The sequence below is a fragment of the Rhodococcus sp. TAF43 genome, from assembly GCF_052113525.1.
In the GTDB taxonomy this organism is placed as follows: domain Bacteria; phylum Actinomycetota; class Actinomycetes; order Mycobacteriales; family Mycobacteriaceae; genus Prescottella.
Genome location: NZ_JBFRDL010000025.1, coordinates 40861 through 66610, shown reverse-complemented (window position 1 = coordinate 66610; position 25750 = coordinate 40861). Strand labels below are relative to the sequence as shown.

At 67.7% G+C, this 25750-nt stretch carries 23 protein-coding genes and 1 tRNA gene; 13 read left to right on the top strand and 11 right to left on the bottom strand.

The window, feature by feature from the left end; all coding sequences use genetic code 11:
- Nucleotides 1–145 precede the first annotated feature (145 nt).
- Together AB4Z09_RS16865 and AB4Z09_RS16860 are read right to left on the bottom strand one after the other, a co-directional pair.
- Entirely contained in the window at nt 146–1342 is a 1197-nt protein-coding gene (locus AB4Z09_RS16865) for a lipid-transfer protein (protein WP_442240231.1), read from the bottom strand.
- Nucleotides 1339–1791: a Zn-ribbon domain-containing OB-fold protein gene (locus tag AB4Z09_RS16860; RefSeq protein ID WP_114722824.1), complete on the bottom strand. Its 453-nt coding sequence runs from the start codon at nt 1789–1791 to the stop codon at nt 1339–1341. Before AB4Z09_RS16860 ends, AB4Z09_RS16865 begins: the two co-directional genes overlap by 4 nt.
- Nucleotides 1792–2222: 431 nt before the next feature.
- On the opposite strand from AB4Z09_RS16860, the gene AB4Z09_RS16855 reads away from it, so the two are divergent.
- The gene (locus AB4Z09_RS16855; RefSeq protein ID WP_442240230.1) at nt 2223–3038 is read left to right on the top strand and encodes an alpha/beta fold hydrolase; all 816 of its coding nucleotides are present in this window, start codon (nt 2223–2225) and stop codon (nt 3036–3038) included.
- Between the two features lie 52 nt (nt 3039–3090).
- Here the strand turns inward: AB4Z09_RS16855 and AB4Z09_RS16850 are convergent, their stop codons facing one another.
- Nucleotides 3091–4173 carry an aldo/keto reductase gene (locus tag AB4Z09_RS16850; protein WP_442240229.1) on the bottom strand — a complete coding sequence of 361 codons (1083 nt, stop codon included), beginning with the start codon at nt 4171–4173 and terminating at the stop codon, nt 3091–3093.
- A 151-nt stretch (nt 4174–4324) separates the two neighbouring features.
- Here AB4Z09_RS16850 and AB4Z09_RS16845 point away from each other — a divergent pair, with 151 nt between their 5' ends.
- Nucleotides 4325–5248 carry an AraC family transcriptional regulator gene (locus AB4Z09_RS16845; RefSeq protein WP_442240228.1) on the top strand — a complete coding sequence of 308 codons (924 nt, stop codon included), beginning with the start codon at nt 4325–4327 and terminating at the stop codon, nt 5246–5248.
- A 162-nt stretch (nt 5249–5410) separates the two neighbouring features.
- Here the strand turns inward: AB4Z09_RS16845 and AB4Z09_RS16840 are convergent.
- Nucleotides 5411–5487 (bottom strand) — tRNA-Leu (locus AB4Z09_RS16840).
- Between the two features lie 109 nt (nt 5488–5596).
- Between AB4Z09_RS16840 and AB4Z09_RS16835 the strand changes: the two genes are divergently transcribed.
- Both AB4Z09_RS16835 and polA read left to right on the top strand, forming a co-directional pair.
- Entirely contained in the window at nt 5597–6217 is a 621-nt protein-coding gene (locus AB4Z09_RS16835) for an ANTAR domain-containing response regulator (RefSeq protein WP_114722828.1), read from the top strand.
- 81 nt (nt 6218–6298) lie between these two features.
- The gene (polA, locus tag AB4Z09_RS16830; RefSeq protein ID WP_174910580.1) at nt 6299–9037 is read left to right on the top strand and encodes a DNA polymerase I; all 2739 of its coding nucleotides are present in this window, start codon (nt 6299–6301) and stop codon (nt 9035–9037) included.
- A 44-nt stretch (nt 9038–9081) separates the two neighbouring features.
- On the opposite strand, the gene trxA is transcribed toward polA, so the two are convergent.
- The gene (gene trxA / locus AB4Z09_RS16825) at nt 9082–9453 is read right to left on the bottom strand and encodes a thioredoxin (RefSeq protein ID WP_114722830.1); all 372 of its coding nucleotides are present in this window, start codon (nt 9451–9453) and stop codon (nt 9082–9084) included.
- Nucleotides 9454–9576: 123 nt separating this feature from the next.
- Nucleotides 9577–10104 (bottom strand): 2'-5' RNA ligase family protein, encoded by a 528-nt coding sequence (locus tag AB4Z09_RS16820; protein WP_442240227.1) that lies wholly within the window; start codon nt 10102–10104, stop codon nt 9577–9579.
- Nucleotides 10105–10123: 19 nt separating this feature from the next.
- Between AB4Z09_RS16820 and AB4Z09_RS16815 the strand changes: the two genes are divergently transcribed.
- From AB4Z09_RS16815 to AB4Z09_RS16800, 4 genes are all read left to right on the top strand, one after another.
- Entirely contained in the window at nt 10124–11221 is a 1098-nt protein-coding gene (locus AB4Z09_RS16815) for an isocitrate/isopropylmalate dehydrogenase family protein (RefSeq protein WP_442240226.1), read from the top strand.
- 165 nt (nt 11222–11386) lie between these two features.
- On the top strand, nt 11387–12226 hold the full coding sequence (locus tag AB4Z09_RS16810) for an ABC transporter substrate-binding protein (protein ID WP_442240235.1): 840 nt from the start codon (nt 11387–11389) through the stop codon (nt 12224–12226).
- Between the two features lie 20 nt (nt 12227–12246).
- Nucleotides 12247–13230 (top strand): amino acid ABC transporter permease, encoded by a 984-nt coding sequence (locus tag AB4Z09_RS16805; RefSeq protein WP_114722883.1) that lies wholly within the window; start codon nt 12247–12249, stop codon nt 13228–13230.
- Entirely contained in the window at nt 13227–13997 is a 771-nt protein-coding gene (locus AB4Z09_RS16800; RefSeq protein ID WP_442240225.1) for an amino acid ABC transporter ATP-binding protein, read from the top strand. The genes AB4Z09_RS16805 and AB4Z09_RS16800 overlap by 4 nt, the downstream gene beginning before the upstream one ends.
- 9 nt (nt 13998–14006) lie before the next feature.
- Here AB4Z09_RS16800 and AB4Z09_RS16795 read toward each other — a convergent pair whose 3' ends face one another.
- Nucleotides 14007–14855 carry a class I SAM-dependent methyltransferase gene (locus tag AB4Z09_RS16795; RefSeq protein ID WP_174910567.1) on the bottom strand — a complete coding sequence of 283 codons (849 nt, stop codon included), beginning with the start codon at nt 14853–14855 and terminating at the stop codon, nt 14007–14009.
- A gap of 289 nt (nt 14856–15144) precedes the next feature.
- On the opposite strand from AB4Z09_RS16795, the gene rpsA reads away from it, so the two are divergent.
- Complete coding sequence (rpsA, locus tag AB4Z09_RS16790; protein WP_013416161.1) at nt 15145–16617, top strand: 30S ribosomal protein S1; 1473 nt, start codon at nt 15145–15147, stop codon at nt 16615–16617.
- 163 nt (nt 16618–16780) lie between these two features.
- On the opposite strand, the gene AB4Z09_RS16785 is transcribed toward rpsA, so the two are convergent.
- Nucleotides 16781–16993 carry a hypothetical protein gene (locus AB4Z09_RS16785; protein ID WP_442240224.1) on the bottom strand — a complete coding sequence of 71 codons (213 nt, stop codon included), beginning with the start codon at nt 16991–16993 and terminating at the stop codon, nt 16781–16783.
- A gap of 129 nt (nt 16994–17122) precedes the next feature.
- Between AB4Z09_RS16785 and coaE the strand changes: the two genes are divergently transcribed.
- Entirely contained in the window at nt 17123–18346 is a 1224-nt protein-coding gene (coaE, locus tag AB4Z09_RS16780; RefSeq protein WP_217487222.1) for a dephospho-CoA kinase, read from the top strand.
- 10 nt (nt 18347–18356) lie between these two features.
- Here the strand turns inward: coaE and AB4Z09_RS16775 are convergent, their stop codons facing one another.
- Nucleotides 18357–18863, bottom strand: coding sequence for a DUF402 domain-containing protein (locus AB4Z09_RS16775; protein WP_442240234.1), 507 nt, complete (start codon nt 18861–18863; stop codon nt 18357–18359).
- Nucleotides 18864–19054: 191 nt separating this feature from the next.
- Between AB4Z09_RS16775 and uvrB the strand changes: the two genes are divergently transcribed.
- The 3 genes from uvrB to AB4Z09_RS16760 all read left to right on the top strand — a co-directional run bounded on the left by uvrB (nt 19055) and on the right by AB4Z09_RS16760 (nt 22758).
- Entirely contained in the window at nt 19055–21211 is a 2157-nt protein-coding gene (gene uvrB, locus AB4Z09_RS16770) for an excinuclease ABC subunit UvrB (protein ID WP_442240223.1), read from the top strand.
- A 21-nt stretch (nt 21212–21232) separates the two neighbouring features.
- On the top strand, nt 21233–22105 hold the full coding sequence (locus AB4Z09_RS16765) for an SCO6745 family protein (RefSeq protein WP_442240222.1): 873 nt from the start codon (nt 21233–21235) through the stop codon (nt 22103–22105).
- Between the two features lie 200 nt (nt 22106–22305).
- Nucleotides 22306–22758 (top strand): universal stress protein, encoded by a 453-nt coding sequence (locus tag AB4Z09_RS16760; RefSeq protein ID WP_114722840.1) that lies wholly within the window; start codon nt 22306–22308, stop codon nt 22756–22758.
- Between the two features lie 10 nt (nt 22759–22768).
- On the opposite strand, the gene AB4Z09_RS16755 is transcribed toward AB4Z09_RS16760, so the two are convergent.
- Both AB4Z09_RS16755 and AB4Z09_RS16750 read right to left on the bottom strand, forming a co-directional pair.
- Nucleotides 22769–23197: a DUF732 domain-containing protein gene (locus tag AB4Z09_RS16755; RefSeq protein WP_147283541.1), complete on the bottom strand. Its 429-nt coding sequence runs from the start codon at nt 23195–23197 to the stop codon at nt 22769–22771.
- Nucleotides 23198–23316: 119 nt separating this feature from the next.
- On the bottom strand, nt 23317–25542 hold the full coding sequence (locus AB4Z09_RS16750) for a HelD family protein (RefSeq protein WP_442240233.1): 2226 nt from the start codon (nt 25540–25542) through the stop codon (nt 23317–23319).
- Nucleotides 25543–25750: the final 208 nt, after the last annotated feature.

Sequence of the window (25750 nt, the reverse complement as noted above, 5' to 3'; positions counted from 1 at the left end):
CTACTGCTGCGATGCGCTGCTCTTGCGTCAGCGAACTTCGTCTATCCAAAACACTGACCCCCGGGAGTCTGAACTGATTTCTCAGTCCAACTCCCGGGGGTCAGTTCACGGTGGGAGAGGGGCGCTCGATGTCGCTGAATGTCCGTCAGACGGAGACGATCACCGACGAGCCGTGCCCGAACAGGCCCTGATTGGCGGTGATACCCACGCGAGCACCCTCCACCTGGCGGCCCTCGGCCTGGCCGCGGAGCTGCCAGGTGAGCTCGCAGACCTGCGCGAGTGCCTGTGCCGGAACGGCTTCGCCGAAGCAGGCGAGACCACCGGACGGGTTGACCGGGATGCGGCCACCGATCGTGGTGTCACCGGCACGCAACAGGTGCTCGGCCTCGCCGCGCTTGCACAGTCCCAGGTCCTCGATCCAGTCGAGCTCGACCGACGTGGCGAGGTCGTAGACCTCGGCGACGTCGACGTCCTCGGGGGAGATGCCGGCCTCCTCGTAGGCCGCGTCGCCGATCGACTCCTTGAACGTGCGCTCGGGTGYGGGCACCGCGGACGCCGACTCGGTGGAGAAGTTCGGCATGTCCATGATCGTCTGCGGGAACGTCGGCGTGACGGTCGAAATTGCCTTGATCCGAACGGGATCCACGATGCCCTTCTTGCGGGCGTACTCCATGGACGTCAGGATGATGGCGGCGCCGCCGTCGGACGTGGCGCAGATGTCGAGCAGGTGCAACGGGTCCGCGACCACCGGCGAGGCCAGCACGTCGGCCGCCGAAACTTCCTTGCGGTAGCGCGCGTTCGGGTTGTTCAGGCCGTGCTTGGCGTTCTTGACCTTGACGGCGGCGAAGTCCTCGGGGGTGGCGCCGTACAGGTCGATGCGCCGACGCGCATTGAGCGCGAAGTACGCCGGGTTGGTCATGCCCATCAGGCGGAAGCGGAGCCAGTCCGGATCGTCCCAGCGCTCGCCGGCGACCGGAGCCAGGAAGCCCTTGGGCGTCGTGTCGGCGCCGACGACCAGTGCGACGTCGGAGAGTCCGGCCAGGATCCGGGCGCGGGCGGTGTCGAGTGCCTGAGCGCCGGTGGCGCATGCGGCGTACGACGTCGCGACGCGCGCGCCGTTCCATCCGAGGGCCTGCGCGAAGGTGGCGCCGGCGACATAGCCGCCGTAGCCGTTGCGGACCGTCTCGCCGCCGACGATGAGGTCGACGTCCTGCCAGTCCACGCCCGAGTCGGCGAGGGCCGCGCGGGCGGCGGCGACACCGTACTTGACGAACGAGTGGCCCCACTTGCCCCACGCGTGCATACCGACGCCGAGGACGGCCACATCATTGTTGGTGCTCATGCCTGTGCCCCGTTCTCTGCTGCAGCGACCGGCTTCCAGCGCCAGATGCTACGGTCGCCCGTCTCGTCGGTGTAGAGGGTCTCGATGACCAGTTCGACGGGGTTGCCCACCTTGAGGTCCGCGACGCCGTAGCCGTCGGCCACCTGGCCGAGCACGACGAGGCCCTCGGGCAGCTCGACCGCTGCGAGCGCGAACGGCACGTACGGATCGGTGTTCGCGATGTACGGGGCCGGCGGCTTGTACTGCGCATCGGTGTACGACCACACCGTGCCGCGGCGCGACAGCTCGACATCGTCGAACTCCTCGCCGGAGCAGGCCGGGTTCTTGCAGAACGTGGTCTCCCGCGGGAAGGAGATCGTGCCGCAGGACCGGCACTTGGTGCCGATCAGGGCCGGCTCCGGCCCGGTGGTGAACCAGCCCTCTACGGCCGGTGTGGCGGTGTCGCTCATGCAAACCTCATCTGCTTGTCGAGCCTGATCGGCCGGTCTGGTCGGCGACCGGCGTTGGAACGGGTTGCAGTATGGCATGAGTTAACTGATTCCCGATGTGCCGTCCCATCCACCGGACGGCGGCCCGGATCGGCGGTGCGTGGGACGGTCGGATCCCGGGGGGCGTCCGTCCAGTGGGACTCGGGAAGCGCGGATCGACCGATCGAATCCGAACAAACGACCAAAGGCGACACCAGCTCCGGGCGTGTCGGAGCAAGCCGGCTCAGCAGCCGCCTGGCCTGGGCCGACACGGCCGCGAACTCGCAGTGTCGAAGTCCGTCACTGTTGGGCAACCGACCGTTATCGTGATTCCGACTCGTCGGAGGTGCGCTGTGCCCAGAGTGACTGTCAGGCCTGAGGATCGGGTGATCAGTCTGCGAGATGGTCGGTCGATGGGATTCGCCGACTACGGACCCGCAGACGGCTTCGTCGTGGTCAGTGCCCACGGTGGATTGTCGTGCCGCCTCGACATACGAGGGGCCGCGCCCGTCGCCGAGGCCGCCGGGATCCGGCTCATCTCACCGGATCGGCCCGGGATCGGCCTCTCGGATCCCCGCCCCGGACGCACAGTCCTCGACTGGGCCGCGGACGTGGAGGAGTTGGCCGACCACCTCGGGATCGAACGGATGGCGGTGCTCGGCTGGTCGATGGGTGGTCAGTACGCAGCGGCACTCGGATACGCGTTGGCGTCGCGAATCAACCGGGTGGCGATAGTCGCGGGCGCACTGCCGCTGACCGAGGACGGCACCTTCGCGCGCTTGACGCCGATGGATCGATGGTGCACCCGGATGTCCCAACGATGTCCGTCACTGGCCGCCGCGTGGTTCCGCTCCCTGTCGGTGCTGGCATGGTCCATGCCCAAACAGTTCGCGCGGATCTCCGCCCGGACCCTCGCGCCCGCCGACGCCGAGATCGTCCACGGCGAACTGCAGGCGTTCGCCGCAATGGCCGGTGAAGGGCTGCGCATCCCTGCCGGCGTGGTCGAGGACTACCGGGCGTGGGCGCGCCCGTGGGGGTTCTCGCCGGAGGAACTCCAGGTGCCGGTCGACGTGTGGTGGGGCGACGCGGACCGGCTCATCCCCAAGGAATGGCCGACGGAACTGGCCACCCGAATCCCCAAGTCCACCCTGAACATCGGGACTGGCGGCCATTTCATGGCGCACCTGCACTACCGGGCCATTCTCGACTCCCTGGCCGAGTCGGCGTGACCCGGTCGTGCGGGGCCCAGGGTCGGTATCGGTCGGCCCTCCGTCAGCCCGGTCAGTACCGGACATCGCTCTGCAGCAGCGGTGGGTACACGGTGGATGATTCGCCGTCCACGGTGGTGCCCGCGAACTGGAGCATCGCCCGCGTGTCGCCGTTCATCGGCGCCGGGTAGTTCAGGGTCGGGGCCGACACTTCGTCGGGCATGCGGAGGTGGTCGGGGCCGAGGGCCACTTCCAGGCCGGCGACGTTGTTCGTGAGGTGTTCCACTCGCCGGGCGCCGAGGATCGGGACGACGGTCCCGGACCGGGCCCGCAACCAGGCCAGTGCCACGGCCGCCGAGGTGGTGCCGAGGTCGTCGGCGATCGCGGCGACGGCGTCGATCACCACGAACTCGGCGTCGCTTGGCCCGCCGACGAACGCGGCGCGGGCGGAGTCGGTGACCTCGGTGCCGCGTCGATACTTGCCGGACAGGAACCCGTTCCGCAGCGGGCTCCACGGCACCAGTGCCATGCCCTGATCGAGAGCGAGGGGTGCGACTTCGCCCTCGACCGTGCGAGCCAGCAGCGAGTACTCGAACTGCAGCGCGATCAACGGGGTCCACCCCCGCAACAGTGCCGTGGTCTGGGCCCGAGCGGTCACCCAGGCCGGGTTGTTGGAGAACCCGATGTAGCGGATCTTGCCGGCGCGGACCAGGTCGTCGAGAGTGCGCAGGGTTTCCTCGATCGGTGTGTGGCGGTCCCAATTGTGCAACCAGTACAGGTCGAGATAGTCGGTGCGGAGACGGCGAAGGGTCTCGTCGAGCTGGGCAATGATCGACGCGCGCCCCGCGCCGCCGCCGTTCGGGTCGCCGGGGAAGAGGTTCGCGAAGAACTTCGATGCCAGCACCACGCGCTCGCGACGACCGCGCTGGTGGGCGAAGAAGTCCCCGAGAATCTTCTCCGAGTGGCCGTTGGTGTAGAAGTTGGCGGTGTCGATGAAGTTCCCGCCGAGGTCCAGGTAGGTGGCGAGGATCTTCTCGGATTCCTCGACGCTGCAGCCGGCTCCGCCGGCGTCCTCGCCGAAGGTCATCGCACCGAGGGCGAACGGGCTGACCCGCAGCCCCGAACGGCCGAGGGTGACGTACTGATCGAGCCCCATGATCTGCTCCTTGTCCGTGTCGGAACGTGCATTCCCATCGAAACGCGAAGCGCTGGGAGGGGGTAGACCGATTCACGCGCGGCGTTGCACGATCCTCTCGACAACGCCCCGATCGGATTGCCGGACCGCGGCGCGGATGCTTACGTGAACTGTGCGCACGACAGCCGACCTACTGGACGAGATCCGTGGCCGCATCGCGGCCCACGCGAGGCCGGATATGCGGACGCCGATCGACGGGCTGTTGCTGTCGACGGTGACCCTCGACTCGGCCACGCCGGAATATTCGCTGACCGAGCCGCTGCTGGTGGTCATGGCCCAGGGCGGAAAGCGACTCCTGGTCGGCGGCCACGTCTACGAATACCGGGCGGGGGAATGCCTGGTCGTCACCGCCGCCTTGCCCGTCACCGGCCACTACATCGACATCGACGAAGGCGCGCCGTCGTTGGCCGTGGGGTTGGTGCTGCGCCCGGAAGCCGTCGCCGCACTGGTACTACAGGCCCCCACCGAACGGTGGTCCCGCGGCGCGGGCGGCCAGCCGGCGATCACAACCGGCGAGGCGGATGCCGATCTGCTCGACGCGGTTGCCCGGATGCTGCGACTACTCGATCATCCCGCGGACGTGCCCGTGCTCGCCCCGCTGATCGAGCGAGAGATCCTGTGGCGGCTCCTCGCCGGTCCGTACGGGGACACGCTCCGCCAGATCGGGCTGGCCGACAGCGATGTGTCGCACATCAGCCGCGCAATCCGCTGGATCCGTGACAACTACGCCGAGCCGATGCGGATCGAGGACCTCGCGCGGCTGTCGAATATGAGTGCATCGACGTTTCACCGACACTTCCGGGCAGTCACGTCCATGAGCCCCTTGCAGTTCCAGAAACGGATTCGGCTGCAGCAGGCCCGCTCGATGCTTGTCGCGCACCCCGGTGACGTCGCAGGAGTCGGGCATGTCGTCGGCTACGACAGCCCTTCGCAGTTCAATCGTGAGTACCGCCGACTGTTCGGTGCCTCGCCCGGGCARCATGCCGAAGGCCTGCGTACGAACGCCGAGTTCTCTCGCCCCGGTTCACTGTTCTGAGTCGCCGTCGAGCACCCTCTGCACGGACATCACGTCGGTCCTTGAGCCCCTCGGCATTCCGCGACGATGACCGAACGACATACCGGTCTGGTTGGCCCCGGGCCGGTCGATGACCGGGTCCGGGATGTGAAGCTGGTGCGCAGCACTCGGAGCGCTCGATCTTGGTGCCCTCGGTGAGACTCGAACTCACACTGCACGGGTTTTGAATCCGTTTCCTCTGCCAATTGGGATACGAGGGCGTCTTGCGGGTTCCTACTCTAGAAGATCACGGGCCCCAGTCAAACCACCGGTACCCTCGAATCGTTCGCGCCCCGATCCGTGGGCGCCGACTGGAGGAGATTGGTGACTATGAACGCTCCCGCCACGCAGGCCACCGAACGACAGCCGCGGCGTGTGGTGGTGGCGGAAGACGAGGCGTTGATCAGGCTCGACCTGGTCGAGATGCTTCGCGAAGAGGGCTACGACGTCGTCGGTGAGGCCGGCGACGGTCAGCGTGCAGTCGAGTTGGCAGAGGAGTTGCGGCCGGATCTGGTGATCATGGACGTGAAGATGCCGCGCCGCGACGGGATCGATGCGGCATCGGAGATCGCCGCCAAACGAATTGCCCCCGTTGTGATCCTGACCGCATTCAGTCAGCGGGAGTTGGTCGAGCGGGCGCGCGATGCGGGCGCGATGGCGTACCTCGTCAAGCCGTTCTCGAAGGCGGACCTGGTGCCGGCGGTCGAGTTGGCGGCGAGCCGATTCACGGAGATCTCGTTGCTCGAACGCGAGGTTGCCAACCTCTCGGACCGGCTCGAGACCCGCAAGGTCATCGAGCGCGCCAAGGGCATGCTGATGCAGTCACAGGGGCTCTCCGAGCCCGAGGCATTCAAATGGATCCAGCGCGCGGCCATGGATCGTCGGACGACGATGAAGGCCGTGGCCGAGGTGGTCGTCGACACGCTGGGAGCCGACGCCGCGGGCGATTGAGCCCGCTGTGACCCCGCGCATCGGGCGACGCGCGGGGAGGAAGGGCGTGGCTGTCGGTCCGGCTCCCTAGACTGGTCAACCGTGAGCCCCGCATCCACGTCCTCGTCCACCGTCTCTGCTACTCCTGACGCGTCCGGCTCGGAGCGGCCGACGCTGCTGTTGCTCGACGGGCACTCGCTCGCCTACCGCGCCTTCTTCGCGCTACCCGCCGAGAACTTCAAGACGCAGAGCGGCCAGACCACCAACGCGGTCTACGGGTTCACGTCGATGCTGATCAATCTGCTGCGCGACGAGCAGCCGACGCACGTTGCGGCCGCATTCGACGTCTCCCGGCAGACCTTCCGCGCGGAGGCGTTCCCCGAGTACAAGGCGAACCGCAGCAAGACCCCGGACGAGTTCAAGGGCCAGGTCGAGGTCACCAAGGACGTCCTCGGCGCGATGGGCATTCCCGTGATGGCGATCGAGGGCTACGAGGCCGACGACATCATCGCGACGCTCACGACGCAGGCCACCGCGCTCGGCTACCGGGTGCTGGTCGTGACCGGCGACCGGGATGCGCTGCAGCTGGTGACCGACGACGTCACCGTCCTCTACCCGCGCAAGGGCGTCTCGGACCTCACCCGCTTCACCCCCGAGGCGGTCGAGGACAAGTACGGGCTCACACCGCAGCAGTACCCGGACTACGCGGCGCTGCGCGGCGACCCGAGTGACAACCTCCCCGGTATCCCCGGGGTAGGCGAGAAGACCGCCGCCAAGTGGATCCGCGAGTACGGATCGTTCGAGAACCTCGTCAACCAGGTGGACCAGGTGAAGGGCAAGGTGGGCGAGTCGCTGCGGGCGAACCTGCCCAGCGTCGTCCTCAACCGCCAGCTCACCGAGATGGTGCGCGACGTGGCGCTGCCGTACACGCCGGACCAGTTGTCGCTGGCGCCGTGGGACCGCGAACGCATCCATGCGCTGTTCGACGACCTCGAGTTCAAGGTGTTGCGCGACCGACTCTTCGCGACCCTGTCGTCCGCGGAACCGGAGGCCGAGGAGGGCTTCGAGGTGCGCGGGCGCGCCCTGACACCCGGTGAGGTGGCCGGCTGGATCGCGGACCACGCGTCGACCGGCGAGCGGCACGGGCTGTCCGTCGTCGGCGCGGGAACCCCCTACGGCGGAGACGTCACCGCGATCGCGATCGCGGCGTCCGACGGTGAGGGTGCCTACATCCCGGCCGCCACGGTGACGCCCGAGGACGAGGCGGCGCTCGTGGCATGGCTGGCGGACCCGGCGCAGCCCAAGGCGCTGCACGAGGCGAAGCGGGCGATGCACGCCCTGTGGGGGCGCGGCTGGACCCTTGCCGGACTGACCAGTGACACCGCACTCGCCGCCTACCTGGTTCGTCCCGGGCAGCGCAGCTTCAACCTCGACGACCTGTCCCTGCGCTACCTCAAGCGGGAGCTTCGCGTGGAAGAGTCGGGGCAGCAACAGCTTTCGCTGCTCGACGACGAAGAGGCAGCGGATGCCGAACAGGCCGAAGGCGAGATTCTCCGTGCTCGCGCGGTGGTCGACCTGGCCGCGGCGTTGGACACCGAACTCGCGGACATCGAGGGCACGGGACTGCTGGCCGACATGGAGCTGCCGCTGCTCGCGGTGCTGGCGCAGCTGGAGGCGACGGGCATCGCCGTCGACTCCGGTCACCTGCACGACCTGCAGAGCACGTTCGCGGCCCGGGTCGCGGAGGCGGCCGACGCGGCGTACGAGGTGATCGGCAAGCAGATCAACCTGGGCTCGCCCAAGCAGCTCCAGGTGGTGCTCTTCGACGAGCTCGAGATGCCGAAGACCAAGAAGACCAAGACCGGCTACACCACCGACGCCGACGCGCTGCAGTCGCTGTTCGAGAAGACCCAGCACCCGTTCCTCGAGCACCTGCTCGCGCACCGGGACGCGACGCGGCTCAAGGTCACCGTCGACGGACTGCTCAAGACGGTCGCGGACGACGGTCGGATCCACACCACGTTCAACCAGACCGTGGCCGCGACCGGTCGACTGTCGTCGACGGAACCCAACCTGCAGAACATCCCCGTCCGGACCGACGCGGGACGGCAGATCCGCGACGGCTTCGTCGTCGGCGACGGCTTCGAGACACTGCTCACCGCCGACTACAGCCAGATCGAGATGCGCATCATGGCGCACCTGTCGCGCGACGAGAGCCTGATCGAGGCATTCAACACGGGGGAGGACCTGCACAGTTTCGTCGGCTCCCGGGCGTTCGGTGTGCCCATCGAGGAGGTCACGCCGGAACTGCGTCGACGGGTCAAGGCGATGTCGTACGGGCTGGCGTACGGTTTGAGCGCCTTCGGCCTCGCCGCGCAGCTCAAGATCTCCACCGACGAGGCCAAGCAGCAGATGGACGCGTACTTCGCGCGGTTCGGTGGCGTGCGCGACTACCTGCACGAGGTGGTCGAGCAGGCCCGCAAGGTCGGCTACACCGAGACGCTGTTCGGGCGTCGGCGTTACCTGCCCGATCTCAACAGCGACAACCGTCAGCGCCGTGAGGTGGCCGAGCGGGCCGCACTCAACGCGCCGATCCAGGGCACGGCCGCCGACATCATCAAGGTGGCGATGATCGACGTCCAGCGTTCGCTGCAGGACGCCGGGCTCGCGTCGCGGATGCTGCTGCAGGTGCACGACGAACTCGTCCTCGAGGTCGCCACGGGCGAGCGCGAGCGCGTGGAGCAGTTGGTGCGGGAGAAGATGGCCTCGGCCATCGAACTGTCTGTGCCGCTCGAGGTGTCGGTCGGCACCGGACGAAGCTGGGACGCCGCGGCGCACTGACGTGAGCCGGTCGGCGTCCCAGAGGTTGCTGCGTCAGGCGTCGGTCAGTTACCGGACGGCGCCTGAGCGGCGATCTGCTTGCGGACCTCGTCCATATCGAGGGCCTTGACCTGGGTGATCAGGTCTTCGAGCGCGGCTGGGGGCAGCGCGCCTGCCTGGTTGAACACCAGCACACCCTCGCGGAACGCCATGATGGTCGGGATCGAACGGATCCCCGCACCAGCAGCGAATTCCTGCTCCGCCTCGGTGTCGACCTTGCCGTGGACGACGTCCGCGTGCTGCTCCGAGGAGGCCTCGAAGGTGGGGGCGAAGGAGCGGCACGGTCCGCACCACGAAGCCCAGAAGTCGACGAGGACGATGTCGTTGTCGTCGACGATCTGCTTGAAGTTCTGCTGGGTCAGAGTCTGGGTAGCCACAGGGGTCCTTTCGGGGAAGTCGTCGGGGAGTCGTCAGGATGATCGGTCCGTTGGCCCGTTCAACGCTCCCGTCCCGCGAATTCTTCCGTATGCGGAAAGCGCGAGATCGCATGCGGCGTCGCATCAGGGGCGCCGTGTGATCAGCCACTCACGTTTGGCATCCGAATCCCACCGCCTGATGCCGTCCGACCTGCCGACGACGTCACGGGCTCCGGCCCTCGTCACCACGATCGCAGTGCCGAGATCCATGGCCTGGATCCGGCGCGACAGCGTCACGTGCGGGGTCCACTCGCCCGGAACGATGTGCGACGGCACGCCCTCGCAGTCGACCATCAGTTCGTAGACGATCCGCTGTAGGGTCAGTAGCTCGGTGGTGGGCACCACCAGTCGGGCGAGGGTGAGCCGGCGCCCACCGAACACCACGACACCGCCCAGGCGCAGGGACAGCGGGGCCGACGGCAGCTCGCGAACCAGTGCGACCTCGACGTCGGGGGGAACATGGTGCGCGACGCCGAGCGTGACGTGCGGCCGATTGGATTCGGCGGTGATGCGGTCCTGGCTCGGCAGACGTGCCGACGACAGTCGACGCCATTCGGCTCGTACGGTCGCGTCGATATCCCGGTCGAGAAGCAACTCCACGGACTGGACCATCGTGAGTAATGATTGCCTGATGGGGAGCGCGCGTACAGGAGATTTGCCGAAACCGCGGATCGGTCTGTTGCAGGGCGACGGAATCGGACGCGAAATCGTGCCGGCCACCCGGGACGTCGTCGACGCTGCAGTGGCTGCGGTGGGGCTTGCCGAGGTGGAGTGGGTGCCGCTCCCGATCGGCCACGACGCGATCGCCACCCACGGGTCGCCGACACCCGAGAGCACCCTCGTCGCGCTCGCCGACCTCGATTCGTGGATCCTCGGCCCGCACGACAGCGCGTCGTATCCCGATCCGTTCCAGATGCAGTTGACCCCCGGCGGGATGATCCGCAAACGGTTCGACCTCTACGCGAACATCCGACCGTCGCGCGCACTGCCAGGTGTGCGAGCGGTGTCGCCACACATGGATCTCGTCATCGTCCGGGAGAACACCGAAGGCTTCTACGCCGACCGGAACATGTTCGCCGGCAGCGGCGAGTTCATGCCCACCCCGGACGTCGCGATGGCGGTCGCGGTGGTCACCCGGCAGGCGTGCGAACGGATCGCGCACGCCGCCTTCGATCTCGCGCGCCGCCGACGCAAGCGAGTCACGGTGGTACACAAGGCCAACGTGCTCTCGACCACCACCGGCCTGTTCCGGGACGTCTGCCGGGAGGTGGGCGAGCACTATCCGGACGTCCGGGTAGACGACGAGCACGTCGATGCGATGGCCGCGTATCTGGTGCGCTGCGGCGAGGAGTACGACGTCATCGTCACCGAGAACATGTTCGGGGACATCCTGTCGGACCTGGCCGCGGAGTTGGCGGGATCGCTCGGCACAGCGGCGTCGATCAACGCGTCCGGATCGAAGGCCATGGCGCAGGCCGCACACGGAGCCGCCCCGGACATCGCCGGCCGCAACCGTGCGAACCCGACCGCCTTGTTCTTGTCCGCGGCGATGCTCCTCGACTGGCTGGCATCCGCCGGACACGACAAGGGCTTGTCCGCCGCGTCGGCGAGGATCCGCAACGCCGTCGAACGCACCGTGGAAGCGGGCGTGGCCACGGCGGATATGGGTGGGCTGGCGTCGACGAGTGAGTTCACGGAATCGGTGATCGCTCGGGTGATTCGGCGATGACCATGATCAACTTCCGCCCGGGGGTATCGAGCCAGTAGGGTTTCGGGGTCCAACGGCCGGAGATGGGAGGAATGACCGATGTTCGGACGAGTGGCCGCCGCGACCGGCGGTCGGCGAACACGGTCGTTCCGGATTGTCGTCGGGGCGTTGCTGGTGTCGATTGCGATGACGGCCACGGGCTGCGTGACGAACAACGAGGGGCTCGTTCCGGTGCTGCCGCCGATCGAGGTCCAGCGTGTCGACGCGATCGCCGATCAGTTGCCTCCCGCGATCGCCGCGTCCGGGCGCCTCCGGGTCGGTAGCAATCCGCCGTACGCGCCCAACGAGTTCAAGGACGAGAACGGGACGATCGTCGGATTCGACGTTGATCTCCTCGAGGCTGTCGGAGCGGTTCTCGGACTGACCCTCGACGTCAAGGAGACCGACTTCGACAAGATCATCCCCGCCGTGCAGGCCGGAACTCTGGACGTCGGCATGTCGTCGTTCACCGACACCCTCGAACGCGAGAAGTCCGTGGACTTCGTCACCTACTACAGCGCCGGCGTGCAGTGGGTGCAACGGGCGGGCGACGACGTCGACCCCGACAATGCCTGCGGGCTGCGTGTGGGCGTGCAGACGACCACCATCGAGGACATCGAGGAAGTTCCGGCCAAGAGCGAGGCGTGTGTCGCCGCCGGCAAACCGCCGATCCGGAAGATCAAGTACGACAGCCAGGACGATGCCGCGAATGCGTTGATCCTCGGCCGCGTCGATGCCCTGTCGGCCGACTCGCCGGTGACCGCGTACGCGATCAAGCGCAGCAACGGGCGCCTCGTGACTGCCGGTGGCATATACGACGCGAGCCCCTACGGGTGGGTGATCGCGAAGGGGTCGCCCCTCGGGCCCGTCCTGCAGCAGGCAGTGCAGTACCTCATCGATGGTGGCCAGTACCGCGCGATCGCCGAAGCGTGGGGAGTCGAAGCGGGAATCATCGAAACGTCGGTCATCAACGGCGCAACGCAGTGAGCACGGGAGAGGGAACAGCCATGCCAGCCAACGAGAGCCGGCCACCGGACGTGGCGGCCTCCGAACCGGAGCCGATCAAGGCGGTCCCGCTGCGGCATCCCTGGCGCTGGGTCGGGGCGATCGTGGTGCTGGGGCTGCTCGGGCTGTTCGTCTACGGCGCCGCCACCAACGAAGCATTCCACTGGGACGTCTACGGCCAGTACCTCTTCGACAAGAGGATCACCGCAGCCGCATGGAAGACGATTCAGCTCACGGTGCTGGCGATGGCGATCGCGATCGTGCTCGGCGTACTCCTCGCCGTGATGCGGCTGTCGCCCAACCCCGTCCTACGATCCGCGGCCTGGGTGTATCTGTGGGTGTTCCGCGGAACGCCCGTCTATGTCCAGTTGGTGCTGTGGGGGTTGTTCCCGGTCATCTACCAGACGATCGATCTCGGCGTCCCGTTCGGGCCCCAGTTCGTGCACATCGACATCAAGACGCTCGAAGCGGCCTTCACGTTCGCGGTGATCGGCCTGGCCCTCAACGAGGCCGCGTACATGGCCGAGATCGTCCGGGCGGGTGTCGGGTCGGTGAGTGAAGGCCAGACCGAGGCATCGACTGCGCTCGGCATGTCGTGGGCGCAGACCATGCGCCGCACTGTGCTGCCGCAGGCGATGCGCGTCATCATCCCGCCGACGGGGAACGAGCTGATCAGCATGCTCAAGACCACGTCGCTCGTCGTGGCCGTGCCCTACAGCGGTGAACTGTACGGCCGTGCCCGGGACATCTCCGGCGCTAACTTCTACCCGGTGCCACTCTTGCTGGTCGCGTCCACGTGGTACCTGGCGATCACGAGCATCCTCATGGTCGGGCAGTTCTATCTCGAGCGGTACTACTCGAAGGGCGCCTCGCGAACCCTCACCGCTGGGCAGTTGCAGGCTCTCGCCGACGCGCAGGGGCGCCCGGTGACGGTCACGCCGGACGCGGACACGCTGCCGGACACCCCGGGAGGCGAGCGCAAATGACATCGACCACTCCGATGGTGCAGGCCGACCGTGTCTGCAAGAACTTCGGCGCCCTCCAGGTGCTGCGCGGTGTCTCGCTCGAGATCGAACGGGGTCAGGTCCTGTGTCTGATCGGCCCGTCGGGATCCGGCAAGTCCACGTTCCTGCGCTGTATCAACCACCTCGAACGGGTCAACGCCGGCCGGCTGTACGTCGACGGCGAGCTGGTCGGGTACTCCGAACGCGGCGACAAACTGTACGAACTGAGCGCCCGTGCGGCCTCCCGCCAGCGCCGTGACATCGGGATGGTGTTCCAGCACTTCAACCTGTTTCCGCACCGCACCGCCCTCGAGAACATCATCGAGGCGCCCATGCAGGTGAAGAAGGTGCCCCGGGCCAAGGCGATCCAACGCGCTCGCGACCTGCTCGACCAGGTGGGGCTCGCGGAGAAGGCGGACGCGTACCCGGCGCAGCTGTCGGGCGGSCAGCAACAGCGCGTCGCCATCGCGCGGGCGCTCGCGATGGACCCCAAGCTCATGCTGTTCGACGAGCCCACGTCGGCCCTCGATCCCGAACTCGTAGGTGAGGTGCTCGGGGTCATGAAGCAGCTCGCGAACGACGGCATGACGATGGTCGTCGTCACCCACGAGATGGGGTTCGCCCGCGAGGTCGCCGACCAGTTGGTGTTCATGGACGGCGGGGTGGTGGTCGAGGCGGGCGATCCGAGGCGGCTGCTGGCGAACCCGCAACAGGAACGCACCAAGGCGTTCCTGTCCAAGCTGCTGTGAGCGGGGCCCTCAGTTCGGTTTGCGGGTGACGAAGATCGCCGTGCCGGGGAACAGTTGGCCGCGCAGGGGGCTCCACTGACCCCACTCCCGGTCGAGCCACTCGGGCCACTCGGGTTCGACGATGTCGCGTACCGCGAGTCCGGCGGCCACGGCCTCGCGGACCCGGTCGCCGATCGTGCGGTGATGCTCGACGTACGTGGGCACGCCCTCGTCGTCGACCTCCACATACGGTGTGCGATCGAAGTAGGGAAGCGCGGCGGTGAGCCCGCGCGGACCCGGATCGTCGGGGAAGATCCAGCGGATCGGGTGGTTCACCGCAAACACCCACAGACCGCCCGGACGCAACACCCGCGCCACCTCGGACATCACCCGCGCCGAGTCCGCGACGAACGGCACCGCACCGAACGCAGAGCACGCGATGTCGAAAGTGGCGTCACGGAACGGCAGGGACTCGGCGCCCGCCTGGATCAGCGGAACGGACGGGCCACCCTGTTCCATCGCGGCGACGCCGCGCGCGAGCATGCCCATCGAGATGTCGAGCCCGACGACGTCCGCGCCCTGGCCGGCCAGCCAACGCGAGCACGGCGCCGAGCCGCAGCCGACCTCGAGGATCCGCTTGCCGGCCACGTCGCCGAGCAGGTGCACATCGCCTTCGTGCAGGCCCTCCGGACACCACATGAACTCACCGGCAGCGGAGTCGACACCGAGGAACTCGCCGTGGGTGCGGTGGTAGTCGTCGGCGTCGGCGTCCCACCACGCGCGGCTCGCGCGTTCACTGGCCTCGGTGCCGATCCGGGTGCGGCTCACTCCGCTGGTACCGAGAGTGGAAATTGCGGCGGCATGGCGATCGTCGGACATGGGTATCAAGGGTAGAGACCGGCTCTCCGCGCCGAACCGCCAGGTGAATCGGCCGGGTGATGTGAGAGTTTGCCCAGCTAGCTCGAGGTCGCGTACCCTGTTGCTCGCGAGTGTCTTCGGCGCACGCCCGGCCGGTTGCAGGATTGACCGGACGGGTTGGCGCAGGAGCCTCGTGGGGGACTGGAAGTCGGGTCGATTTCGGCGCTCGCCGGAATCTACGGCATGCCGGTCCACCTGTCTGACAGAACACCATCAACCGACTATCAACCCGTCCGGAGCAACTCAACACATGCCCTCCAACACCGTGACYTCGCCGCAGGTAGCCGTCAACGACATCGGCTCCGCCGAGGACTTCCTCGCCGCCATCGACGCAACGATCAAGTACTTCAACGATGGCGACATCGTCGAAGGCACCATCGTCAAGGTCGACCGCGACGAGGTCCTGCTCGACATCGGTTACAAGACCGAAGGTGTCATCCCTTCCCGCGAGCTCTCCATCAAGCACGACGTCGACCCCAATGAGGTCGTCTCCGTGGGCGATGAGGTCGAAGCCCTGGTCCTCACCAAGGAGGACAAGGAAGGTCGACTGATCCTGTCGAAGAAGCGCGCTCAGTACGAGCGTGCCTGGGGCACCATCGAGGAGCTCAAGGAGAAGGACGAGGCCGTCAAGGGCACCGTCATCGAGGTCGTCAAGGGTGGCCTCATCCTCGACATCGGTCTCCGCGGCTTCCTGCCCGCGTCGCTCGTCGAGATGCGTCGTGTCCGCGATCTGCAGCCGTACGTCGGCAAGGAGATCGAGGCCAAGATCATCGAGCTCGACAAGAACCGCAACAACGTGGTCCTGTCGCGTCGCGCATGGCTCGAGCAGACCCAGTCCGAGGTCCGCAGCGAGTTCCTGCACCAGCTCCAGAAGGGCCAGGTCCGCAAGGGCGTCGTATCCTCCATCGTCAACTTCGGTGCCTTCGTGGACCTGGGTGGCGTCGACGGCCTGGTTCACGTCTCCGAGCTGTCCTGGAAGCACATCGACCACCCGTCCGAGGTTGTCGAGGTCGGCAACGAGGTCACCGTCGAGGTTCTCGACGTCGACCTGGACCGCGAGCGCGTCTCCCTGTCGCTGAAGGCGACCCAGGAAGATCCGTGGCGTCAGTTCGCCCGCACCCACGCCATCGGCCAGATCGTGCCCGGCAAGGTCACCAAGCTGGTTCCGTTCGGCGCGTTCGTTCGCGTCGAGGAGGGCATCGAGGGCCTGGTGCACATCTCCGAGCTGGCCGAGCGCCACGTGGAGGTTCCGGACCAGGTTGTCGGCGTCGGCGACGATGCGCTCGTCAAGGTCATCGACATCGACCTGGAGCGTCGCCGCATCTCGCTGTCGCTGAAGCAGGCGAACGAGGATTACAACGCCGAGTTCGATCCGTCCAAGTACGGCATGGCCGACTCGTACGACGAGCAGGGCAATTACATCTTCCCCGAGGGCTTCGATCCCGAGACCAACGAATGGCTCGAGGGCTTCGACAAGCAGCGTGAGGAGTGGGAGTCCCGCTACGCCGAGGCTGAGCGTCGCCACAAGATGCACACCGCTCAGATGGAGAAGATGGCTGCCGACGAGGCTGCCGAGGCTGCTGCCGGCGCTTCCGGCACCAACTACTCCTCCGAGTCGGGCTCCGACGAGGGTGCTGCTGCGTCCACCGAGTCCGCTGGTGGCTCGCTGGCCAGCGATGCACAGCTCGCCGCGCTGCGCGAGAAGCTGTCGGGCAACGCCTGATGACAGCGGCCTGATCACTCAGGCTTGATCTACCGAAAGACCCCGGCCCCACAGGGCCGGGGTCTTTCGTGTATGCGGTGTTCCCGCGCTGGGTGCGTCCGGGCATACGACTGTGGCCCGATCCGAGTCGGATCGGGCCACAGTGTGTGTCGTACGCGGGCGGTCAGTTCGCCGCGGCAGGCACCCATCGGGTCGGCATGGTCGCCGTGCGCTTCCGGATCGAGGCGAMGCTGTGGCGGGCGGGCGTGAGCACACTGGTGAACCAGTTGCGGCGGTGTTCCGCGAGTGCAGTGGCCACCTCGGGGATGAGGATGGCGTGGACGCCGTTGTCCATGCCGAGACGGTGCCGACCGGGACGGGTGGGATTGCTGCGCATGAGCTTCTCCTACTCGGATCGCGAATCGGCTGGTCGGACGGCTGATTGAAGGCTATCCGACCAGGTCGTGGAACCACGACATTTGGCCGCTTGATGATCTTCGGCGTGTTTAGTGCGACACTGGTCGGCGTGTTGAGAGTGGGCCTCACCGGAGGCATCGGAGCCGGTAAATCGACCGTGTCGAAGGTCCTCGCGGAGTTGGGTGCGGTGATCGTCGACGCGGACCTGATCGCGCGGGAGGTCGTCGAACCGGGAACCCCGGGGCTCGCGGCCCTCGTCGACGCCTTCGGCGACGGCGTCCTGCATCCCGACGGCTCGCTGAACCGCCCGGTGTTGGCTGAGCGGGCGTTCGGCAGTGACGAGTCGCGACTGCTCTTGAACTCGATCCTGCATCCTCGTATCGGTGCCCGCACCGCGGAACTCGTCGACGGCGCGCCCGCCGACGGCATCGTCGTGCAGGACATCCCGCTGCTCGTCGAGGGGCGGATGGGACCGGCGTTCAACCTGGTCGTCATCGTGTACGTCGACGAGGTCGAGCGCGTGCGCCGGCTCGTCGAGTTGCGCGGCATGCCGGAGGCGGATGCGCGCGCCCGGATCGCGGCGCAGGCGACCGACGATCAGCGTCGTGCGGCCGCCGATGTCTGGCTCGACAACAGCGGCGCCCCGGAACTGATCGACGCGCAGGTTCGCGCGCTGTACGCGGACCGTCTGGCGCCGTTCGAGGCGAACGTGCGCACGCGGACGGTGGTGGCGGTGCCGCCGATCGTGCGGCCAGCCGATCCGGAGTGGGCGGCGCAGGGCGAGCGCCTGGTCGCGCGACTGCGAGCGGTGTGCGGCGATCGTGCGGTGCGCATCGACCATGTGGGCTCCACCGCGGTCCCGGGTCTGGATGCGCGCGATCTGATCGACGTGCAGATCACCGTTCCCGATCTCGCCACCGCGGATGCGCTGGCCGAACCACTCGCTGCGGCCGGTTTTCCGCCCATCGTCGATGCGAATCGCGACGAGCCGAAGCCGGCGTACGGCGTCGGCGGCGAGGCCGACCCGGCGCTGTGGGACAAGCGCACCCACGGCGGCGCCGATCCCGGCAGGCCCGTGGAGATCAGCCTGCGCGTCGACGGCTGGCCGGGCCAGCGCTTCGCGCTCCTGCTGCGCGACTGGCTGCGCGCCGACGCCGCTGCTCGGGCCGAATTCCTCGAGGCCAAGAGGGTTGCGGTCCGCTGGGCCGCCGCCGACGCGCACACGGGCGAGGCCACCGTGACCTATGCCGCGGCGCTCGCGCCGTGGTTCGATCTCGGCTACCAGCGGGCCTGCGAGTGGGCCGAGCGGAGCGGTTGGTCGGAACGGGGCTGACCGGGCCGCGTCAGCGCCACGAGACCGGCATCCCCTTCGACGCCAGCCACGCGTCCATGTCGTGCCCGTGGGCGGCGATCCCGTCGACCGCGCGCATGGCCTTCTGGACGGCGCGGTCGGCGGTGCCGGTCGAGATCAGACCGTGCGCGGTGGCCGAGATCAATTCGTCGACGTCGAGGAGTTCGGTTTCCCGGCCGGTGCGGACGACGAGGTCCAGATAGTGGTCCTCCGACTTCCACACGTCCGGGCCGGACGTGAAATCGCCGATGTCGATGTAGCGGTCCTGATCACGCTGGTGATATGGGTGGAAATGGAAGATCGACGCCCTGATCCCCAGATCCGGAATCAGCCATGACTCCAGGTAGTGGAAGGTGGGGTGATCCGCCGTCCGCGCCATGTAGAGCCCCCAGGGCTCGAGTCGGTAGTGCTCGACGGGGCGGACGTATCCCTTGGGGTCGGTGTTGGTGCGCTCGGCGATGTTGAAGTGCTCGATCTTCGGGCGGTGTGCGGGAACCATGTCGAGCGCCGGTACGAACACGGGACCTGACGGTGCGGCGGGGGCGGCCGAGGTGGCTCGGGCCGCGTGCTGTTCGACGTTCTCCATACAGCAAGAAATTACAGGCAATCGGGTGGTCCGGCAGCGGCGATCGGTGGGGGAGCGCCGAGGCGTTATCAGAACTTGTCGGAAGCGGCGCATACCCTGGACGCATGGCGTTTGCATCCGAGCACCCCGTCGTCGCGCATTCCGAGTTTCGGCCGGTCAGCGAGATAGAACGATCCGACGCGCGGTTCGAGGTAGTCAGCGAGTACGAGCCGGCCGGTGACCAGCCGGAGGCCATCGCGGAACTCGAGCGCAGACTGCGCGCGGGGGAGAAGGATGTGGTGCTGCTCGGCGCCACAGGCACCGGCAAGTCGGCCACCACGGCGTGGTTGATCGAGAAGCTGCAGCGCCCCACCCTGCTGATGGCGCCCAACAAGACGCTAGCGGCGCAGCTCGCCAACGAACTGCGGGAAATGCTGCCCAACAACGCGGTCGAGTACTTCGTCTCGTACTACGACTACTACCAGCCCGAGGCGTACATCGCGCAGACGGACACCTACATCGAGAAGGACTCGTCCATCAACGACGACGTCGAACGGCTGCGCCACTCCGCCACGTCCAGCCTGCTGTCCCGGCGCGACGTCGTGGTGGTGGCGTCGGTGTCGTGCATCTACGGCCTCGGCACCCCGCAGTCGTACCTCGATCGGTCGATCGAGCTCGAGGTCGGCGTCGAGGTCGACCGCGACGCCCTGCTGCGCCTGTTGGTCGATGTCCAGTACAACCGCAACGACATGGCGTTCACCCGCGGATCCTTTCGGGTGCGGGGCGACACCGTCGAGATCATCCCGTCCTACGAGGAACTGGCGGTGCGGATCGAGTTCTTCGGCGACGAGGTGGAGGCGCTCTACTACCTGCACCCACTCACCGGTGACGTCGTGCGGCAGGTCGACACCGTGCGCATCTTCCCGGCAACGCACTACGTGGCCGGTCCGGAGCGGATGGAGCATGCCGTCCAGAGCATCGAGGCCGAGCTCGAGGAGCGGCTCGCGGACCTGGAGAACCGCGGCAAGCTGCTCGAGGCGCAGCGGCTCCGGATGCGGACCCAGTACGACCTGGAGATGATCAAGCAGGTCGGATTCTGCTCCGGCATCGAGAACTACTCGCGGCACATCGACAACCGGCCCGCGGGCTCCGCGCCCGCGACACTGATCGACTACTTCCCGGAGGACTTCCTCCTCGTCATCGACGAGTCGCACGTGACGGTCCCGCAGATCGGCGCGATGTACGAGGGCGACATGTCCCGCAAGCGCAACCTGGTCGAGTTCGGCTTCCGCCTCCCGTCCGCCGTCGACAACCGGCCCCTCACCTGGGAGGAGTTTGCGGATCGGATCGGCCAGACGGTGTACCTGTCGGCCACCCCCGGACCGTACGAGCTGGGTCGAGCGGGCGGCGAATTCGTCGAACAGGTGATCCGGCCCACCGGCCTTGTTGATCCCGAGGTGGTCGTGAAGCCGACGAAGGGACAGATCGACGACCTCGTCCACGAGATCCGGGAACGCACCGAGCGGGACGAGCGGGTGCTGGTCACGACGCTGACCAAGAAGATGGCCGAGGACCTGACCGACTATCTGCTCGAGCTCGGCATCCGGGTGCGGTACCTGCACTCGGACATCGACACGTTGCGGCGGGTCGAGTTGCTGCGGCAACTGCGGCTCGGAGAGTACGACGTCCTGGTCGGCATCAACCTCCTACGTGAKGGTCTCGATCTGCCCGAGGTCTCGCTCGTCGCGATCCTCGACGCCGACAAGGAAGGCTTCCTGCGCAGCACCACGAGCCTCATCCAGACCATCGGCCGTGCCGCGCGCAACGTGTCCGGCCAGGTTCACATGTACGCGGACAAGATCACCGATTCGATGCAGCGGGCCATCGAGGAGACCGAACGCCGCCGCGAGAAGCAGGTCGCCTACAACCTCGAGAAGGGCGTCGACCCGCAGCCGCTCCGCAAGAAGATCGCGGACATCCTCGACCAGGTCTACGAGGAGGCCGAGGACACCGAGGTCGAGATCGGTGGTTCGGGCCGCAACGTCAGCCGTGGCCGACGCGCTCAGGGTGAGGCGGGCCGCGCGGTCAGCGCCGGGGTGTACGAGGGCCGGGACGTGAAGTCGATGCCGCGGGCCGAGCTGGCCGACCTGGTCAAGGAATTGACGGACCAGATGATGAATGCGGCGCGGGACCTGCAGTTCGAACTCGCGGGACGCCTGCGCGACGAGATTGCCGACCTCAAGAAGGAACTGCGGGGGATGGACGCGGCCGGCCTGAAATAACGCCCGCTAACGTTCTCGGTCATGGACCCACATGCCGCCGGACGCACCGCCCGCTCACTCGAACTGCTGCACTCGCTCGCCTACTTCGCCCCCGAGGTGGAGCAGGAACTCGTCGGAGTCGGGCTCGAATCCGGCCGAATGACCTACTTCGCGGGCCGCGCGGCACCGATGGGGGCGGTGGGTGCCGGAGTCGTGGCCGCGACCTTCTACAACTTCAACCCCGAACTCATCGGTGACGCCGTCCCCCGGGCCTGGACCCTCGCCGCCCCGGAGGAGATCACCGACGCGCGGTACCGCGGCGTCGATGCCGCCTACCGGAGGATCTTCGGAGAAGCGGTCACCGCATCCCCGGAGATGTCGGAGGCGGCCCAGCTGGCGGCCATTGCGGCGCAGGGGATCCCGGGCGTCGACGGACGGCCCCTGTACGCGGGCTACGCGGCCCTCGAATGGCCCGACACGCCCCACCTCGTCCTGTGGCACGCACTGACGTTGCTACGCGAGTACCGCGGCGACGGCCACGTGGCGGCACTGCAGACCGCCGGACTCGGGGGCCTCGACGCGCTGATCACGCATACCGCCACCGGCATCGGATTCCAGAAGAAGTTCGCCCAGAACCGGCGCGGATGGTCGCAAGGCCAGTGGGACGCCGCCGCGTCGAGCCTGCGCGATCGCGAACTGCTCGACGAGCGTGGCGGATTGACGGAGGACGGCCGAGAACTACGTCAGGTGGTCGAGGACCTCACCGACGAACTGGCCTCGGCGCCGTGGACCCACCTGGGCGAGGACGGCGCGGCACGGCTGGCCGAGCTCGCGGCGCCGTGGCGACGAACCGTCCGAGAGTCCGGGCTCTTCCCGGACACCCTGTTCGGTCCGCGCTACGGCGAGCCGCGCTGACCGGATGGCGCGTGCTCGACGGCGCCCGTGGTGAAATGAGTTCCAGGGGTGGATCGTCCACCGGGGGATGAAGCATGTTGTGCCGCAATTCCACCTGGTTCTGCGTCGATACGGCTAGTGTCAGCGCAGCGAACGGTGATCTCGGTCGAACAGGGCACTGCAGCCACCGTCCTCGATCAACTGCACACATGGAGGAATGAATGACCGCCTACCGGACCGTCGTCGTCGGAACCGATGGATCGGATTCGTCGTTTCGTGCTGTCGACAAGGCTGCGGCTCTCGCGGGCGCTGCCGATGCGGAGTTGGTGATCGCGTGCGCGTACTACCCGGCCGATCCGAAGGACACAGAGGCGGCGCAGGACACGTTGCGTGAGGACGCCTACCAGGTGACTGGATCGGCGCCCACCTACGAGATTCTGCGAACCGCGCGCGAGCGGGCCGTCGCGGCCGGCGCGAAGAAGATCGTCGAACGCGCCGTCGTCGGTGCGCCGGTCGACTCGTTGCTCGCGCTCGTCGACGAGGTCGAGGCAGACCTTCTCGTGGTCGGCAACCGCGGACTCAACACCATCACCGGTCGCCTGCTCGGATCGGTGCCGTCCGACGCCGCACGCAAGTCGACGTCGGACGTCCTGATCGTGCACACCGTGCGCTGATCGGCCGCGTTCAGCAGAAGTCGGTGCGAGCGGCGCTCAGCAGCAGTTGCGCGGCGCTCTCGCCGGTCAGCGCACCGCCGGAGAGGCTGGCGGCATAGTCGCTCACCGGGCGGAGCTGTTCGAGGACCACCGCGTCGGGTGTGCCGGCGGCCAGCTGCCGGCACACCCCCTCGCCGACGGCGAACAGCGTCGGATCCGGGACCACCGGCGGAAACCCGCCGGCGAGGACCGCCCGCGCATAGCGGGCCGTGCGGGCGTCGGAAGCGGTCGTCGCGGGTTCCGACGCCGGTGTGGTCGTGACCGTTTCCGTTGCCGCCGCTGCGCTGTCGGAGGCCGCCGGCGCCCCACACGCGGTGACCGAGGATACGATCCCGACGGCTCCGATCACACCTGCCGTCACCGAGCGCAGACCGCGTCGGAGCGAGGTCGGAGTGGACACGATTCTTCCCGTCTACTGGGCCGTCTGATGGGATCCGCCGTTGCATCGACGGCGCCGAGCGGCTCGGCGCCCTAGGCACCGTACCGCTTCGGTTCCGTCGGGGAGAGCCGGTTCGACGATCAGCTTCCGGAGATGACGATCGACGCGTCGAGGGGGCCCAGGACGGCCGGCAGAGGCCGTGCGTGCACGATGCCGAGTCGTTGCGTCGCACGCGTCAGTGCGACGTAGAGGTCGTTCAGTCCGCGCGGCGATTCGTCCAGCAGATCCTCGGGCTCGACGATGAGGACCGCGTCGAACTCGAGCCCCTTCGCGTCCTTGACCGTGAGGACGCTGACCGAATCCGACCGCAGGTCGGCGAGCTCCTCGACCAAGCGGTGTCCGGCGAGGACCGCCGTCAGTCCGGGTCCGGTCTCCTCGGCGACACGGCGTCGCACCGCATCGACGAGATCGGATTCGTCAACCTGTTCGGCCCACGGGGCGAACCCCGATTCGCGCACCGACCGCGGCACGGTCTGGCTCGGGTCGATCTCCTCGAGTACCCGGTGGGCCAGTTCCATGATCTCGGCGGGCGTGCGGTAGTTGACGGTGAGTTCGGTCAGTTTCCAGCGCTGCGCCACATAGGGGCCCAGGACGTCCTGCCACGACGAGCTGCCCGCCGGATCGCCGGTCTGTGCGGTGTCTCCGACGAGTGTCATCCACCGGTTCGGGATGCGCCGCATGAGCATTCGCCACGCCATCTCCGACAATTCCTGCGCCTCGTCGATGATGACGTGTCCGTACGTCCAGGTCCGGTCGCCGGCGGCGCGCTCGGCCGTGGTCTGGTGATGGCCGCGATCCTGGCGTTCCGCGAGCTGGCTGGCGTCGATGATGTCGTAGGCCATGAGGATCTCGGGGTCCAGATCATCCTCGAGGTCCTGCGGCGCGGAGCCGGTGAGGATGTCCAGCGCACCCTGTGCATCGGCGATCTGCGCCCGCCAGCGTCGCTGCGCGCGTTCGCGTTCCGCGGCGTCGTCGACACCGAGCAGTTCGGCCAGCTCGTCGAGAAGCGGAGCGTCCGCGTCGCTGAACCCGATGCCCTCGGTGCGGAGGAGGACCGCCCGCTCGTCGTCGGTGAGCTCGGGTGCCGCCGACGCCAACCGCTCGGGGGAGCGGAGCAGGTCCGTCAGCACCTGTTGCGGCGTCAGGTCGGGCCACAGTCCGTCGATCGCCGACATGATCGACGGGTCCTCACGCATCTCGTCCCGCATGTCGGCGATGTCGTCGCGACTGAGCAGGTTGCCGCCGTCGACGATGTTGGCGCCGAGGGTGGCCGCGAGCTGATCGGCGAGTGCCTCGATGGCCGCGGACACGAAGATCGGACGCGCCAGGTTGTGCGGGCGCCTCGAGGACCGGGCCCGTCCRCGGGCGCGGGTGACGATCTTGCGGTCCAGCGTGATCGGGTAGGTGTCGAAGCGAAGTTCGATCGGTGCCGTCGGAACCTCCTGGCGGTCGCGGACCGCCTTCTTCAGCACGTCGATCATCGCGAGCGAGCCCTTGAGCGCGCCCGCGTCGAGAGAATCCTCTCGGGTGGCCCGGACGCCGGGGTACAGGTCGCCGATCGTCGAGAGCAGTACGCCGGTTTCGCCGAGCGACGGCAGCACCTGGCTGATGTAGTCGAGGAACGTGGCATTGGGGCCGATGATGAGGACACCGGCCTTCTCGAGTTGCTGCCGATAGGTGTAGAGCAGGTACGCGGCCCGGTGCAGCGCCACCGCGGTTTTGCCGGTTCCCGGACCACCCTGAACGACGAGCACGCTCTTGTGGGTCGACCGGATGATGGCGTCCTGCTCGCTCTGGATGGTCTCGACGATGTCGTGCATCTGGCCGGTCCGCGCGGCGTTGAGCGCGGACAACAGCGCGCTCTCGCCGGCGACACCACCGGCCCCCGCGCCGTCACCGTTCGCCTCGGCGGCGGCGAGGTCGAGGTACTCGTCGTTGATGGAGGTGACGGTCCGGCTGCGGCTGCGGATGTGTCGTCGCCGCGTCACCCCCTCAGGCGCCGCCGGAGTGGCGAGATAGAAGGGACGCGCGAGGGGAGCACGCCAGTCGAGCAGCAGGGTCTCGTAGTCGTCGGCCTCGTCGAGGATGCCGACGCGACCCACATACCGCGGCTCGTCGTCGACGTCGATGCGACCGAAACACAGACCGTTCTCGGCGGCGTCGTAGCGGGCGATGTCCTCGGTGTACATCTGGGTGAACGATTCGCGTTCGCTGCGAGCCTGCGGTGTCCCGCCGGTCTCGAGGAGAACCCGGCCGAGGCGGTTCGACGCGTATTCGCGGAGACCGTCGAGACGTTCGTAGAGCATCGTCACGTACCCCTGCTCGTGTTCGAGTTCGGGGTGCACACGGGCCTCGTCCGACAAGAGGTCTCCTAGGTTCGGGAACGGCAGAAAAGCGCCCAAGCAGTCTAGTGCGCCCGCTCGTCCGCCGCAGAATCCCAGGTGAGATCGGGCCGGTGTCGCGCCCGTCTGTGCTCGAGGCTTAGCGGACCGTGTTCGGGGGTACTGCTGTCGT

Excerpts from the sequence above, each read along its gene's own strand:
- AB4Z09_RS16860 (WP_114722824.1), bottom strand. The coding sequence starts at position 1,791 with ATGAGCGACACCGCCACACCGGCCGTAGAGGGCTGGTTCACCACCGGG.
- AB4Z09_RS16855 (WP_442240230.1), top strand. The coding sequence starts at position 2,223 with ATGGGATTCGCCGACTACGGACCCGCAGACGGCTTCGTCGTGGTCAGT.
- AB4Z09_RS16850 (WP_442240229.1), bottom strand. The coding sequence starts at position 4,173 with ATGGGGCTCGATCAGTACGTCACCCTCGGCCGTTCGGGGCTGCGGGTC.
- AB4Z09_RS16835 (WP_114722828.1), top strand. The coding sequence starts at position 5,597 with ATGAACGCTCCCGCCACGCAGGCCACCGAACGACAGCCGCGGCGTGTG.
- AB4Z09_RS16820 (WP_442240227.1), bottom strand. The coding sequence starts at position 10,104 with ATGGTCCAGTCCGTGGAGTTGCTTCTCGACCGGGATATCGACGCGACC.
- AB4Z09_RS16815 (WP_442240226.1), top strand. The coding sequence starts at position 10,124 with ATGGGGAGCGCGCGTACAGGAGATTTGCCGAAACCGCGGATCGGTCTG.
- AB4Z09_RS16810 (WP_442240235.1), top strand. The coding sequence starts at position 11,387 with ATGACGGCCACGGGCTGCGTGACGAACAACGAGGGGCTCGTTCCGGTG.
- AB4Z09_RS16805 (WP_114722883.1), top strand. The coding sequence starts at position 12,247 with ATGCCAGCCAACGAGAGCCGGCCACCGGACGTGGCGGCCTCCGAACCG.
- AB4Z09_RS16795 (WP_174910567.1), bottom strand. The coding sequence starts at position 14,855 with ATGTCCGACGATCGCCATGCCGCCGCAATTTCCACTCTCGGTACCAGC.
- AB4Z09_RS16775 (WP_442240234.1), bottom strand. The coding sequence starts at position 18,863 with ATGGTTCCCGCACACCGCCCGAAGATCGAGCACTTCAACATCGCCGAG.
- AB4Z09_RS16765 (WP_442240222.1), top strand. The coding sequence starts at position 21,233 with ATGGACCCACATGCCGCCGGACGCACCGCCCGCTCACTCGAACTGCTG.
- AB4Z09_RS16760 (WP_114722840.1), top strand. The coding sequence starts at position 22,306 with ATGACCGCCTACCGGACCGTCGTCGTCGGAACCGATGGATCGGATTCG.